The organism is Winogradskyella sp. MIT101101, assembly GCF_047126865.1.
Taxonomy (GTDB): Bacteria; Bacteroidota; Bacteroidia; order Flavobacteriales; family Flavobacteriaceae; genus Winogradskyella; species Winogradskyella ouciana.
Genome location: NZ_CP138982.1, coordinates 2,896,962 through 2,911,884 on the forward strand (window position 1 = coordinate 2,896,962; position 14,923 = coordinate 2,911,884).

The following is a 14,923-nucleotide window of genomic DNA, read 5'->3' on the forward strand; positions in this document are numbered from 1 at the left end:
ATGGAAGAGCAATTTTTTCAATGTCCATATTGCTGGGAGCAGATCTCCATGTTAATTGATACTTCACAACATCACCAAATCTACATTGAAGATTGTGAAATATGTTGCAACCCTATTCAACTTTCAATTACTGTTTTAGATCAAGAAATCACAAGTTTTCAGGCCGAAAACATAGAACAGTAAAAATACTTATATAGCTGAAAATCAAAATTATATGTTTTTTAAGTATGCAGTTCATCGAAAAAATTTGCAGTTTAAGCGAATAGCATCTATATTCGAATAGTTTATGTGCCCCTCCACAAAAATCTGCTATTATGAAAACTATAAAACTAACACTACTATGTTGCTTGCTTTCTGCATTTACATTTGCAAACGTATCCCAAAGCGAAAAAGACGCTCTACTAGCACTTTATAATGCAACTAATGGTAGTTCATGGAATACCTCTTGGGATATTGATCAGCCAGTTTCAGATTGGTATGGATTAACTATTGAAAACGATAAAGTTGTAGCTATTAACTTAAGCTTTAACAACCTTGTTGGTCAATTACCGAATGAAATTTCTAGTTTAGAATCACTTAGAGTTTTAAACCTTTCTTTTAATAAATTAGAGGGAGAATTACCTAAAACACTAACTACAATGTTGAGTCTAGAGGAACTCAAGTTATTTTCAAATAATTTCAATGGATCTATTCCTTCAGAAATAGGAAATTTAACTAATCTGAAATCTTTGGAATTATATAATAATGACTTTTTTGGTGAGATTCCAACTTCTATAGGAAATTTATCTAAATTAGAAATATTAATCTTAAGTAGTAATCAATTAATGGGAAAATTGCCCGTAAGTATTTCTCAACTCAAATCTTTAAAGGTCTTAAGTCTTTTTGATAATGCTTTATTAGGCACGATTCCATCCGCAATAGGTGAGTTGGCCCAATTAGAGGAATTAGTATTATCTAACAATGCATTTTATGGAAATTTACCAGGTGAATTAGCACAATTAACTAATCTTAAGACTTTGTTATTAAGCAATAATGGCTTTAAAGGCAATTATGCCGCGCTTAAGGATAAGCTGCCTAACATCGTAGATTTTGATATAGATGATGCTAATAAAAAAGGTGCATTAGCGACATTAGATACTGAAGACGACGACGATTAAAATAAGCTTACTTATAAAAGAGTTAGTTAATAGCGCTTAGTAAATAATCTAAGCGTTATTTTTTTGTTTTAATACTTGCTAAAATTAAAAAGCGTTGTATATTTGCAGTCCAATATTTTTGTCGGCATTATGAACCGAAGGTTAAAAGCTAAGTGAAGCATTGGGAATTAAATCGCGGGATAGAGCAGTAGGTAGCTCGTCGGGCTCATAACCCGAAGGTCACTGGTTCGAGTCCAGTTCCCGCTACAACAAGCCAAATACGAAAGTATTTGGCTTTTTTTACATAAGATTTTAGAAAGTATGCTTTTTAAAATTGAAATGTCAAAAAAAGTAAATTTTATTAAAATTTGGGTTGTTGTACAAGCTCCTCATTTTGGCCGATTCCGAAGTATTGCGAAGGAATGAATCCAGTTCCCGCTACAAAGAAAGCCTCTTGATTTCTCAAGAGGCTTTTATTTTTCGATTCTGCTAAACACGCTTCTTTTCAATAGTGTTTGTTTTCTTTTCTTGCTTTTCAGTCTGTTCTGGTGGGATGATATATCTATGGTTGTCATTAAAAAACTGTTGCCTCATGGCTTCCATACGCTTCATCATATCGTCCATACTTGGAAAATTTGAGTTGAGGCCACCTGAAAAGAAGTCATCCATAAAAATATCATCAGAAAAGAACTGTTTCATAATAGAATCGTGCTTCATAAAGCCATTGCCGTTTTGTGACTGAAACATTGAGAAACGCTTGCGCATCATGGACTTCATTTCATTAAAAATACTATCATTGTCCATACCTTTTAAGTTATCAGATGAAGACCAAGAATAAATAGAATCGTAACGGATTATATTTCCATTTTCATCAACTTCTTTATTGACTTTCCAACTACCTTTAGGTTTCGCATTAGAATCTTGTGATGTTTCAGACTTTACGATTTTATCTTTTGGTGTGTCGGAATTCTGTGCGTTACAGCTTGTAGCTAAAATTGCCACAAACAAAAAGAGCATTACTTTTTTCATTTTATTACAATTTTAAGTTATACAATACATTAATTTTTGCGCAAAAAAAATGCCAATTTATACTGAGCCTTACATTTTGTCAGATAGTTTTATTTTTGCATTTGTATGAATGACAATTTAACCAACGAATTCTTTGGAATAGGTATCCAAAACGGAAAGACACCAGAAAACTTAGGTGTACTTTGGCGCTCTGCTCAAAACCTTGGGGCAAGCTTCATATTTACCATTGGCAACCGTTATGCAAAGCAAGCTTGTGATACACATAATGCTGTAAAATCCATGCCGTATTTTCATTATGAAACGTTTGAAGAATTCTTCAATAATTTACCAAAAGGAGCAAGATTGGTTGGAGTTGAATTGACTGATGAAGCAGAGGATTTAGAAACATTTCATCATCCGAGACGTTGTGTGTATTTATTAGGAGCAGAAGATCATGGTCTGTCTAAACAAGCGATAGAGAAAAGTCACTTCTTGGTTAAGTTTAAGTCGCAATTGAGCCTTAATGTTTCTGTTGCTGGAAGTATTGTAATGTACGATCGTGGCTTAGCTAAACCACGTTCTTAAGTTAATTATTTAGATGTTCTCAATCTTCTTTTTGAAGCTATTCTGTTTTTTACGAAAAAGAACAATGCAAAAAGCACAATTACAAAGAGCAATGCCCAAATCCACCATAAATTAAAAGGTTGAAAATCAATTGGACTAGCATCACCAATCAATACCAACCCGGCCCAATATTCAGGAGAGAGAGTTCTGCCTTCAGCAGTTGACAGATAGTCTAACTTGGCTTTTTGCAAAGCTTCATCTTTGGGTAACCCCATTTTTAAATGACCGTAAAAATTTTCAATAATCTTGGCGCTAGATTTTTCGTCAATCTTCCATAAACTGGTTAAAATACTTTCACTACCAGCATAATTAAATGCGTGTGCTAAGGATATCATTCCTTCTCCTGGCTGAAATGTGGGTTTTCCTGTTTCGCAAGCCGTCAGAATTGCCAAGTTAGAAGCTAGATTTTGGTTGTAGATTTCGAACGTATAAAGCAAATTGTTTTCGTCTTCAGCATTTTTAGCAAAAATTAACCTCGAAAATTCAGGAGACACATTATCTGATTCTGCATGTGTGCCAATATGAATAATTTTATGCTCTTTTGCACTATTGGTAAAAACTTGTTTTGAAGCTTTTTCATTTAAAAATGAATCTCCGTTAAAGAACCTCGAATAGCTCTCTGCTAGGTCTTTGGCAAATGGCTGGGGTAATAATCTTAAATAGGTGTAGTCTATATTTACCGAATCCTTAATTGCTATTTTGTAATTGTTTTTCATGTCTTCGCTAAACTCTGGTGCGAACCCAATAAAGTTAGAGTCATACCCAACAGGTTGACTGTTTTTGTCAATTAAAAATAAACTGTAATTGTATGAGATCTGGTGCTGTGCCAAAAGGCTGTTGGTTTGTAGCTCACTGTATGTTTCACATGGCTCTGGAGTCAATAAGTCGAAGCTAAGGTTAAAGAGTTCTTTATCTGGAATTATAATAACACGCTTAGTGCTAATATGCTTAGCTATCGGTTGCCAAAGTATATTATACAGTTCTGATTGAAGCTGAAAGGACGGTTGTAATTGCTTTAGTTTGGCATTTAATTCCGAAATTTTGAATTTTAAATTATCGGTTGCAATAGGTGCCAATTCAATTTTAGAACTGCTGATCACAAAAGCATATAATTCATTATCAATGAAAAGATATCTCACTAAAGTGGATGCTTCAGGAATTTTATCCTTTATATTTTGAAGCGATTGAGATATGGATGCATAACGAAGTTTATAGTATTCAGGATGATCTTCTTTAAGTTCTTCTAAGAAACTATTCCATGCCTTTTCATTTTCTATAAATGTGTTGAAATTAGCATCTCCCTCTAGAAAACTGTTAAGTCGATTTCGTAGTGTTCTTTCTTTTTCAAGAACATCAGGAGGTAAATTAGCGGTAAGTTCAACAGAAGTAGAATTTAGTCTGTTTCTGATTTTGTGATAAATCATAGACTCATGATAGCCTAATAAGTCTTCAAGGTATTTTTCCTTTTGTGTTTGATTAAATAGTTCTAAGTTCAATTCTTTAGCAAGTCTAAAAACTCCAATATTATCTTGAATTAAAATTGCAGTGGAACTGTCATTGGTAATGATTGATTTTTTTTCCTCTAAAATGTTTATAGCGTTATCGATCTCTACCAGCTTAGCTTTTAAGAAGGCTATGCTTTTATTTGGATTTAATTTTAACTCTGTTTTTACCTTTAATAAAATACCACTAACCCTATTAGTTTCTACCTGAAGGTTATTGAGTTGGCTGTTTTTTACAAAATCATTGGAGTCTAATAAATCAATAGCTTCATTACAATAGGACAACGCATTTTCATAATCTCCGAGTTGATAATAAATGTCAGCTAAATTGAGTTTCTGGTAATACTCTAACAGCGTGTGATCTCCTTGATTGGCCTTAATATATTCCAAAGCTTCAGTTGCCATGGACAATGCTTTGTCTTTTTCACCTATTTGGGCATAGAAATTAGAAGCATTAACAGTAAAATCGAGATAAATCTCATCGTAATAATTACCCAATGACGCTTTATAGTATTTTTCACTTTCTTCAAAATGTCTTCTTGCTTCAACTATGTCTTCAGTATCTAGCTTTAACATGGCTTTGTGGTAATTGGCATCTGCTAACCAATAGTTATTTCCTCCCTTATTCGTGCTAAACGCTCTAATGCCTTCATCTAAAAACCTATCAGCTTCTTCATAATTTTTTAAAGCTAAATTAGCTTGTCCCAACAATATTTTTCCTTTGGTGATTTCTGGACTCTCAGGATTTAGATGTTTTATTTTTTGTGTGTAAGCATAGGTAATAAGCTGATGGGCTTTTTTAAAATCGCCAATATCTTTATACATACCAGCGTAATTCTCTATAGCCTGAAACAGAAATTCGCGTGCATTGTTTCGCCGTGCATCACTAATATCCTCTTTTAAATAAGACGACAGGTTGTTAACGGTGGTTTGCATGGCTGCAATAGCAGCATCCATATCGCCTTTAAGGCTATGTACACCTGCAATGTTGTTATTTAGTGAAGCAGGACGGTAGTACATATTCCATGGTGTTTTCTCTAATAACTTTAGTGTTTTTTCTGCTTCTTTGAAGTAATAGACAGCACTATCGTATTTTGAAGCGTACCACATCATGGCTCCCATAGAATTATAAGTGCGATAATAGCTGTCGTTATCAGAATCAGTATCGCTTTGTAAAGACTTAAGGGCTTTTCTGTGATATTCTGTTCCTTTGGGTATGTCGCCTAGCCTTGAGTAGAATACGCCAAGGTTACTCTGTACTAAAGCATAGTCTCTTCCTGAAGCATTTGGCATTTGTTTTGTAAGTTCCAAAGCATTGAGGTTATAGTTTTTTTGCAGTTTCAGAATCTCCAATAGACTCATAAAAGGAGCCAGTTTCTAATGCCAGTTGCCTTAATGCTTTTTTGTTATCCGTTAAGGACTTAATTTTAGTTTCAAAGTTGGTAATTACCTTATAGGCAGAGCTGTTGCCGTTTAATTTAGAGTCAATCTTGCCTAAATAATAAACATAATCGGCGACCTTAATGAATTCCTTTTTTGCAATGAGGGAATCGATCTGTTTGGTAGTAAATGCCTTTGCGCTTTTAAGGTTACCTTCAGCAAGGAATTTATCTAATTGCTTTAGATTTTGTTCTGTAGTGTTTTGACCATGTACTAAGCCAACAAGGCTCACTAATGCTAAAAGTAATAGTGTAAAAGCTTTAGACATGTACATCTTAGTCTAGTTTTTTAAGTAGGTCTTTAGCTTTAGGAAGATTTGTTTTTTTAAGAGCACTAATGGCTGCATCTGTATTACCGGATTTTAAATATGCCAATCCTAAATAATAGTAAGCCTCATTTTTAAAGGCACCATCATTCGATTCGGTTACTGTTTTAAGGTGGTTTATAGCTTCATTAGTTTTATCATCTGCCATCAGTGCTGAACCTATAAAGTAGTTTAGTGTATCACTTTTCGGTTTAGCTTCTAGCAATACCTTCCATTTTTGACCAGCCGTATTATAATCACCTTGCTTGTAATCTACCATGGCTTCATAGAATTCATAATTAGCAGTACTGCTCATGGTGGTAGGCAAACCAGGATCTGGCGTAAAATAATTTGAATACAACCTATCGTTACTATTGCCATTGAATAGCCAAAAACTACCTAAACCAATGATTAATACTGCGGCAACGGCTATACGTTTCCAGTGGAGCGATTTAACTTTTGGCTCATTAGTTATAATGTCTTCTTGCGAATTAGGCATTTCATCATGAAATTCATCTAATTGCTCTTTCATCACTTGGGTTTCAAGACCTGTTAAAATGGTTTTTATGTCTTCAACCTTTGAGGCGAAACCCTCTTCATTTTTCAGTCTGTTTTCAAATACCATCACATCTTCATCTGAAAGCTGACCATTAAGGTAAGCTTCAATGCTTTCAAATTCTTCTTGTGAAATATCATTTAGGTTCATCACTATTAACTGTTTTTTAGGGCTATTTGTTTTAATTTTTGCATACAACGATACTTTTTATTTCGGGTTGAAGCAGAATCTAAGGACAGCTCGTCTGCAATAAGATTCATAGACTTTTTTTCAAAATAAAACATACGTAGTAAGCTTCTACATGCTTCACCTAAACTATTAAAGGCTAACATTACATCTTTTAATCGTTTATCCTTTAAAATGTCATCATCGATACCATTATCTTCTTCATCTTTTATTTCAAAATGCTGCAATTGTGAAGCTACTATCGTTTTTTTATAACCTTGAGAACGGAGTACATCCATCCATTTGTTTTTGGCAATGGTATAGAGATAGCCGTTGATTGACGATTCGGTCTTTGGTATAAATTTATCTTGTTTTATGTTTTGCCAAACGGCTAAAAATGCTTCCTGATATATATCCTTGGCATGCTCCTTTGTACCGCTGTTCTTTAGTACCAGAGCTTCAACTTTTGGATAGTTTTGGACATAGATGCCTTTTAAGGCCTTAGAATCATTATCCTTAATAGCACCAACGACTTGTAGTTTGTGGTCAATTTTGTACGCTTCCCTCATGTTAATAGCTAATCATCAGAAAGATACAATTATTTCATTTTACTACAAACGCAACACTATCAAATGGTTTTTTATACGTTGAATGAAACTTTTAACAGGTTTCTTCTATTTGTCTAACATCGATTTACCTGCCCAGCCACCGCCAACTACTATGAGTAACAAGCCTGCCCAACGCATGATATTGAATCCCGAGGATGGTGCTTCCATATCAAATTCAAAAACAGATTTCCCGAAGGCGTTTTTATCGGTTTTTATATTCTTTGCATCTTTTGGTAACTCAATAATAAAAGTTTGTTGCAAACTTCCTCCATATTCTGGTGGACTACTAACAAGCATATATTTGTTTTCGGCTAACTCAGTCAACTGTGCATTTTTCTGTTCCGTATCTACCATCCATTTGCCACGTTTATTGATTTCACATGCGCCATAAGCGTTTAGGCTCAAATTAAAAGAACGGTTCATATCATCTTTTTCTAACTTAAAATCATCCAGAAAATAAGCTGGCATGCCACGTTCTATGTCGCGCTTTAAAGCTGAAGGATTATTACCGTAATTACTGTTCCAGATTTGCCATTCTTGTGCATTCATGCTCATGGATATATTGAGCTTGGCATTTCCTATGGAATCGATTCGCATTTCAATTTTTTGCTGTGACTGTGCATTGACTTTCATTCCGAAAAGCAATACACATACAATGGTAATTTTTACTAATGTTTTCATAATGTTATATTTTATCTAATGCTGTTATAAACTTGGTTGATTATTCCTGAATTCTGTTGGTACATATAATCTGGTGAGCCAACGGCAACAAACCTGATGCCTTGACGGGTTTGTAATATTTTACCAATCCAGTTGAATGTTCCATTACTGGAATATGTTTGTCCAATAAGTCCATTGCCACCATTAGCCTGGTATTGCATTTCCATTCCAAAATTCATCATATGCTGATTGATTGTGAGCATGGCATCTTGAACGTTATTTGTCTGAACATCAAAGACGCTAACCGTAGTCGATTGATCTGGAGCCATAACCTGTGCGGTTAAAATTGGCATTTGAGGTGCTGGTTGCATTACGGTTTGCCAGCCAGATGGAATAGCAAATGAGAGCGCATTATTATTGGTGCGAATGCGATTATCTGGAACTCTAATTGTATTGTTTCCGTTGTTGTTCGGCTGTACTTGTTGCCCATCAGACCAAGATGCCACAATATCATCTACTTTTTTGCGCATAAAATCGTTGTCCTTTAAGTCCATGGATGTTACACCTTGCGCATTAACATTATGAATGTCAACAATGGTATAGCGTGGGTCACCAGCTTGTGATTGTTGTATAAACTCGTTCAATTGTTTTTGCCCTTGTTTAAAAGCATCTTCAGCGCTCATAATATTGCCCAAGCCTTCGCCACCAATACCAGTAGCTTCAATGGCGTAGTATTGCCCATTCATTCTAAAACCAGGATAGGCGTGGCCAGGCACCATATAAATAATTGGGTCTATACCAGCGGCTGAAAGTACACTAGCGTATAAAACGCTCAACTCAATACAAAGTCCAGTATTCCCTGTAATAACTTCTCGTGGTAATCGTACTTGCTGTACAATACTCTGCACATCTTCTGTAGATTTCGGAATGCCTTTAGTACCGCTATATACCATGTGTGATCTTCTTGTGGCTTCATAAATGCCAGTTAAAAATCTTACGGCATCTTCTGGTTTGCGAGTTACTGAGGCTGCTTCGCCCTTTAATAATTTTTCTTGAAGATTTTGAGTGTAATATTTTACGATAGGATCGTTTGGTGTAACAAAACAAGCGATAAGTGCATCATTGTCATACATATCTGCCCAAGAACTGATCTCTTCAGACTTTATGCCTGTGTAAACATATTCGTTTCTATTGGTAAGTTTAAAGCTGAAATCTTCTTCAATGATGTCATCATCATCTGCGCCATCCCAAGTGATTTCAATTTCAGCTTTCTCAACAGATTCAGTGGTTTTTTCAGTGATGTCATTTTTAAATTTTGGATAGCAAGGTACAACCAATGTTTGACCTGGGAACATCTCACCAGAAACGGTGAGTTCTGTCCAATCTACATAATTCGGAATGCGGTATTTTACCGTAACATCTTCCAAAGTTTGAGAAGAATTATTGGTGATTTTGGCTTTGAACAAATAATATTTTCCGTCCATAGCATCAGGATTGGCGTAAACTCGATGAGCTGCTGGCATAATAAAAGATGACTTCTCAATGCTAATGTCAATATCATCAGCACTACCTTTTTTTGAACCCATAAAGCTAAAGGCTGTTAGAACAAGTCCAACTGCACATAAAGCTAATGGAATGGCTAGTTTTTTCATGATTAATTAATTTTAAGATTATTATTGTCTTTGTGGATCGAATGGAAAATTATCTTGATTATCTGGAGTACCGTCGAGATCGGAATCCCTTACGTTATCATCAATAATTAGAAGTTGCCAATGGATTGGAAGAAATACATCCATGACAAGATTATCAAATTCTGCAGTTGGTCCAGAAGCAACTGATACCGAAGCAAAAGTAGAGCCCAATGATGTTTCAAAATATGAATTGATAGCAACCAGAGCTGTTATGTTACCAAATCGAATAATACGTGTACTGGTACTTATAATGAAACTACCTTGTGGTTGTGTAAAGTTTTGTTCGCAGTCAACATTAAAATTTCCTGTGTGGCCATAAAAAGCAAATAATCCATTGACCTCTGCAGCAACTATGTCTAAGATGTTAACTTGGCTTAGAGAGGAAAGTCCAGGGACGTAACGCCATAACACTTGGTTGTCGTTTCTCAGAACGTTAACTCCCAAGCCAGCTTGCGATTCTGACGCGTTATAACCTTGAGGCACAGTGAAGCCTAATGCTGGGTATTGACTATGAATAAACTGTTGCCCTGGATTGGCTATAGTAGGTATTTGAGTCAGTGGTAAAGGTATTCCGTGAGCGTTGGCATAATATGCTGCTGTAGGACCAGAGACATTATTGCATAGATCTGTTGAAAAATTGTTAAGATTATTTGTACCGTTGTTGTCATTGGAATCTGAGCTGCAAGACACAAACAATAGAACTAGAAATACAATTTTCAAATAGTGATAAGGTTTCATAATATAGAGTTTTGGTTTGTTTCTTCTATATCGAAAAGCCTTTAAAATGTCATCATTTAGAAGACCGTTTAACCTCTATTCTAGTTTATAAAACAAAAAAAAAGGATTGCCATAAAGAACAATCCTTTTTTATCTGATTTGTGTTATCTATCTAATTCCTGTTTTCGTAAGCAGGTCTTTTAGGATCTTTAAAGTTTGTTTTTAGAAGTTTCATAACTTCTCTAATGCCAGCTTCTAACTGTGCATCGGTGCCATTGGCAAGACTTTCAAAATCCTCAATCACTTCAATATCTGGATCCACACCATGCCCTTCTTTAAACCATTCACCAGAAGGGTCATACATTCTAAATGTCGGTACTGTAACACCTCCACCATCAATGAGTGAAGGAGCACCAGAAATACCAATAAGACCTCCCCAAGTTCTTGTTCCGATAAGTGGTCCAAGTTCTCGTTTTCTAAAATAATCAGGGAAAGCATCACCACCAGATCCACTGAATCCATTAATTAGCATCACCTTGGCACCAAAATTTCCTGATGGAGGCCATGCCCAATCTTTACCATCCCTTACGGCCCAAAAAGCCAGTGGTTTTCTGTCTAAGAGTTCTATAAAACGATCAGGAATCTGTCCACCACTATTAAAGCGTTCGTCTATAATCATCCCTTCTTTATCCATTTGGGCATAGAACTGTCGTACTAATTCGTTTTGTCCATCAATACCTGTACTGCGCACATAAATGTAGCCAACTTTACCATCAGTAGCTTCGTCCACACGCTTTCTATTATTTTCAATCCAAGCCAGATGTCTCAATCGCGTTTCAGAACCTGAAGGTTTAACTATAATATGTTTAGCATCCTTCATAGTTGGGCTACTATTTACGGTTAATTGAACCGCAGTGTTCGCTAAACCTTGTAAGGCCGCTGAAATTGGTTTGGTAATATCTAATGGAGTTCCATTAATGGCCAAAATATAATCGCCCTCTTTTATCTTTAGACCAGGTTTTGCCAATGGAGATCGTTCTTCTGCGTCCCAAGCTGCTCCTTCAAGAATTTTGCTTATTTGAAATGCTCCATTATTAATTTTAAAATCGGCACCTAAATAACCAACATTCATGCGTTTTGATGATTCGCTGTCACCTCCACCATTATATGTATGTGAAGCGTTAAGCTCTGCGATAAGATCTCCAATTATGATATTAACATCGTTTCTGGTATTAGCTTGGTCTATAAGTTTTCCATAGCGTGTTCTCATAGTCTGCCAATCTACACCATGCATATTTGGGTCATAGAAAAAGTCACGTTCAAAGCGCCAAACATCATTAAAAATTTGTTTCCATTCTTCTTTTGGAATCACGGTCATGGTCATATCTTCGAGAGGTACAGACTTTTCAATTTTTTTATTTTCTCCGATGTCAATGACAGCTAATTTTGAGTTTTGCATCACCAATAATTTTTCAGCATTGGCTGAAACGAGATAATAAAACACATCAGATATGATGGTTTTTACTTTTCTCTCCTTAAAGTCATAATAATTTAAAATGGATGAGCCACCTTGTTCAGCACCGGAATTAGGAAATTTGTTAAATAATAATTTACCCTCTACAGCTTGTAAGTTTCCATAATTTCCTGCTGGTATATCTAATAATTCTACTCTGCTTTCAAAGCCATCAAAGTCTATTTTTGTTACTTTTTCTTCATCTTTAGAATCCTCTTTTTTGGATTTCTCATCATCTTTTTTGTCCTTATCTTTTTCTTCTTTCTTAACTTCGAACTTATCATTTTTAACTGCTAATAAGGACTCGGTTGAATTATCTAAGGTAGCAACCGCAAGGTTTGTAGAGTTAGGATAAATGAACGTATTATCCATATCAGAATAAACAGGTTGAAAGGTGCGATTGGTTATAAAGAACAAATGTTTGCCATCTTTACTGAATGCAGGTGAATTATCCGAATAGTAACCCGATGTTAATTGCTTAGCCGTATTGTTTTTTATATCACAAACGAAGATGGCTCTTTTTGCTCTATTATCAGTGCCTCTGGAATATGCAAAATAGTTACTGTCTGGTGACCAGGTTACTGAAAAGTTATCCAATGCTCCTTGAAACATATACTTTCCTTTGTCAACGGTAGTTGTTTTACCACTTTCAATATCGATATACTTAATATTCATGGCCTGATCTACAAAAGCAACCTTTTTGCTGTCCGGTGACCAGTAAATATTATAATAAAAACCGTTTTTATGTTTTGTAATTTTCTTGGGTTTACCATTACCTTCCATATCAGATAAGTAGAGTTGATATTCACCATCTGCATCACTCCAATACGCCAAATGCTTACCATCTGGCGACCAAGAAGGGCTGCGCTCAGCGACTCCAGAAGTATTTGAGATATTAGATATAAAGCCTTCTGTAGCTGGTAGGTTAAACAACTCTCCTCGGGCTTGTACAACAATGCGGTTACCATCTGGACTGATTGTAGCATCTTGGAGATAATCTGATACTTTCTTTATTTCTGGAATCAATTCTTTTTGATCTGAAATAATTTTAATATCTACCTCATTGGTTGTTCCTGAAGCGATATTATATAAATATAGGCTGCCTCCAGCTTCAAAAACGATATCAGTTTTCCCACTTTCTGGAAATGTGATGTCGTAGTCTTTAAATTGCGTTAATTGGGTATTTGTTTTCGTAGTTGAGTCATACTTCCAAAGGTTGTTTCTCTTGTTCGGTCCATTATCAGACATGTAGTAAATGGTTTCGCCAACCCACATTGGTAACTCATCATTTGCCGTGTTGGACGTAATGTTTTCTGTATTATAAGTTTTGAGGTCAAAAATTAAAATATCAGGTGCAGTTCCACCACGATAGCGTTTCCAATTTCGTGAAACTCTAGATCGGTCTGTGTAGGCTATTTTGTTACCATCTGATGAATAAGAGGCATACTCACCATAAGGCACGCTCAATTTTTCAGGGGAACCACCATCAACAGAAACTGTGTAAAATTGATTATAACGTTGTCTACCACTCTCTCTGGAAGAAGCGAAAAGTACCGATTTTCCGTCTGGTGTCCAACCTAAAACTCTATCGTTCATGCCATGATATGTGAGTCGTTTTGGTATACCACCATTAACGTTAATAACATACACGTCAAAGTTGCCATTATAATTCGCGGTATAGGCAATCATTTTGCCATCAGGCGAAAATCGTGGAAAGCTTTCTGCGCCAGCTGGTGAGCTTAATCTATTTGCTATACCGCCAGATTTTGATGCTATCCAAACATCATCACCATAAGTAAAAGTAATGTGCGTATCTGAAACATCTGGATATTGCATTAGTTTTCCACTAATCTGTGCAGATAGTGAAGCGATACACAATATCATAATCAAAGTTAAAAGTGATTTTTTCATCGTATTTGATTGATTTTGGTTAATATGTCTGTAAGTTACTAAAACTCTTTGAGTTTAGTTCTAAAGATTCTATATAGTTGAAACGATTTTTAACCTTAACTTTGCATCAAAATAATTAGAATGCACAAAGCAGGTTTTGTAAATATTATAGGTAATCCAAATGTGGGTAAGTCCACATTAATGAATGCGTTTATTGGTGAAAAACTATCAATAATCACTTCAAAAGCTCAAACGACTAGACATAGAATTCTCGGTATTGTAAACGGAGAAGACTTTCAAGTGATATTGAGTGATACACCTGGAATTATTAAACCAGCATATGAGTTGCAAGAATCTATGATGGATTTTGTAAAATCTGCTTTCGATGATGCCGATATTCTCATTTATATGGTCGAAATAGGCGAGAAGGAGTTGAAAGACGAAGCGTTCTTTAATAAAATAACGAATTCAAAGATTCCAGTGCTCTTATTGCTCAACAAGATTGATAAATCCAATCAGGAACAGATGGAGGAGCAATCGGAACTATGGCAAAACAAGGTGCCGAATGCTGAGTTTTTCCCGATCTCTGCAACTGAAGGCTTTAATGTTCACAATGTATTCAACAGAATTATAGAACTGCTTCCAGAATCTCCACCATTTTATCCTAAAGACCAATTAACGGATAAACCAGAGCGCTTTTTTGTTAATGAAGCTATTCGCGAAAAAATCTTGATGCATTACAAAAAGGAAATTCCGTATGCGGTTGAGGTTGATACCGAAGAATTTTTTGAAGAAGAAGATATTATAAGAATGCGCTCTGTGATTATGGTAGAACGTGAGACCCAAAAAGGTATTATCATTGGTCATAAAGGAGCGGCAATAAAACGAGTTGGTGTAGAAGCCAGAAAGGATCTGGAAAAGTTTTTCGGAAAACAAGTACACTTGGAATTGTATGTGAAAGTGAACAAAAACTGGAGAAGTGACCAAAGGCAACTAAAACGTTTTGGTTACAATCAGAAATAACCTTGCAAATTCCAAATCGTATATCTAAAATTAAACCCTACCTTTGCAATCGCTTACAGGATATGTAAAGCAGATTAAATCAAAAC

General features: G+C 35.5%; 13 protein-coding genes and 1 tRNA gene. 5 read left to right on the forward strand and 9 right to left on the reverse strand.

Annotation, left to right across the window (positions count from 1 at the left end; translation table 11 throughout):
* The 3 genes from SIB89_RS13025 (at window position 1) to SIB89_RS13035 (ending at window position 1,403) form a co-directional block, all read left to right on the forward strand.
* Entirely contained in the window at window positions 1-183 is a 183-nt protein-coding gene (locus SIB89_RS13025; RefSeq protein ID WP_155088490.1) for a CPXCG motif-containing cysteine-rich protein, read from the forward strand.
* A gap of 131 nt (window positions 184-314) precedes the next feature.
* Window positions 315-1,157 carry a Two component regulator three Y domain protein gene (locus tag SIB89_RS13030; protein ID WP_235898284.1) on the forward strand — a complete coding sequence of 281 codons (843 nt, stop codon included), beginning with the start codon at window positions 315-317 and terminating at the stop codon, window positions 1,155-1,157.
* Window positions 1,158-1,330: 173 nt separating this feature from the next.
* Window positions 1,331-1,403: transfer RNA gene (locus SIB89_RS13035), tRNA-Met, on the forward strand.
* 222 nt (window positions 1,404-1,625) lie between these two features.
* Here SIB89_RS13035 and SIB89_RS13040 read toward each other — a convergent pair.
* The gene (locus tag SIB89_RS13040) at window positions 1,626-2,165 is read right to left on the reverse strand and encodes a hypothetical protein (RefSeq protein WP_412560108.1); all 540 of its coding nucleotides are present in this window, start codon (window positions 2,163-2,165) and stop codon (window positions 1,626-1,628) included.
* A gap of 105 nt (window positions 2,166-2,270) precedes the next feature.
* Between SIB89_RS13040 and SIB89_RS13045 the strand changes: the two genes are divergently transcribed.
* A complete protein-coding gene (locus SIB89_RS13045) occupies window positions 2,271-2,729 on the forward strand; it encodes an RNA methyltransferase (protein ID WP_412560109.1) in 459 nt (152 codons plus the stop codon).
* 5 nt (window positions 2,730-2,734) lie between these two features.
* Here SIB89_RS13045 and SIB89_RS13050 read toward each other — a convergent pair whose 3' ends face one another.
* The 8 genes from SIB89_RS13050 to SIB89_RS13085 all read right to left on the reverse strand — a co-directional run bounded on the left by SIB89_RS13050 (window position 2,735) and on the right by SIB89_RS13085 (window position 13,835).
* Window positions 2,735-5,581, reverse strand: a complete 2,847-nt coding sequence (locus SIB89_RS13050; RefSeq protein WP_412560110.1) for a CHAT domain-containing protein — start codon at window positions 5,579-5,581, stop codon at window positions 2,735-2,737.
* 10 nt (window positions 5,582-5,591) lie between these two features.
* The gene (locus SIB89_RS13055; RefSeq protein WP_412560111.1) at window positions 5,592-5,984 is read right to left on the reverse strand and encodes a hypothetical protein; all 393 of its coding nucleotides are present in this window, start codon (window positions 5,982-5,984) and stop codon (window positions 5,592-5,594) included.
* A 1-nt stretch (window position 5,985) separates the two neighbouring features.
* Entirely contained in the window at window positions 5,986-6,720 is a 735-nt protein-coding gene (locus tag SIB89_RS13060; RefSeq protein ID WP_412560112.1) for a tetratricopeptide repeat protein, read from the reverse strand.
* A gap of 5 nt (window positions 6,721-6,725) precedes the next feature.
* Entirely contained in the window at window positions 6,726-7,304 is a 579-nt protein-coding gene (locus tag SIB89_RS13065; protein WP_412560113.1) for an RNA polymerase sigma factor, read from the reverse strand.
* Window positions 7,305-7,409: 105 nt separating this feature from the next.
* Window positions 7,410-8,024, reverse strand: coding sequence for a hypothetical protein (locus SIB89_RS13070; protein WP_412560114.1), 615 nt, complete (start codon window positions 8,022-8,024; stop codon window positions 7,410-7,412).
* Between the two features lie 11 nt (window positions 8,025-8,035).
* Window positions 8,036-9,655, reverse strand: coding sequence for a hypothetical protein (locus tag SIB89_RS13075; protein ID WP_412560115.1), 1,620 nt, complete (start codon window positions 9,653-9,655; stop codon window positions 8,036-8,038).
* Between the two features lie 21 nt (window positions 9,656-9,676).
* Window positions 9,677-10,432, reverse strand: a complete 756-nt coding sequence (locus SIB89_RS13080; RefSeq protein WP_412560116.1) for a hypothetical protein — start codon at window positions 10,430-10,432, stop codon at window positions 9,677-9,679.
* A gap of 151 nt (window positions 10,433-10,583) precedes the next feature.
* On the reverse strand, window positions 10,584-13,835 hold the full coding sequence (locus SIB89_RS13085) for a PDZ domain-containing protein (protein WP_412560117.1): 3,252 nt from the start codon (window positions 13,833-13,835) through the stop codon (window positions 10,584-10,586).
* A 120-nt stretch (window positions 13,836-13,955) separates the two neighbouring features.
* On the opposite strand from SIB89_RS13085, the gene era reads away from it, so the two are divergent.
* Window positions 13,956-14,837 (forward strand): GTPase Era, encoded by an 882-nt coding sequence (era, locus tag SIB89_RS13090; RefSeq protein ID WP_412560118.1) that lies wholly within the window; start codon window positions 13,956-13,958, stop codon window positions 14,835-14,837.
* The last annotated feature ends 86 nt before the right edge of the window (window positions 14,838-14,923 follow it).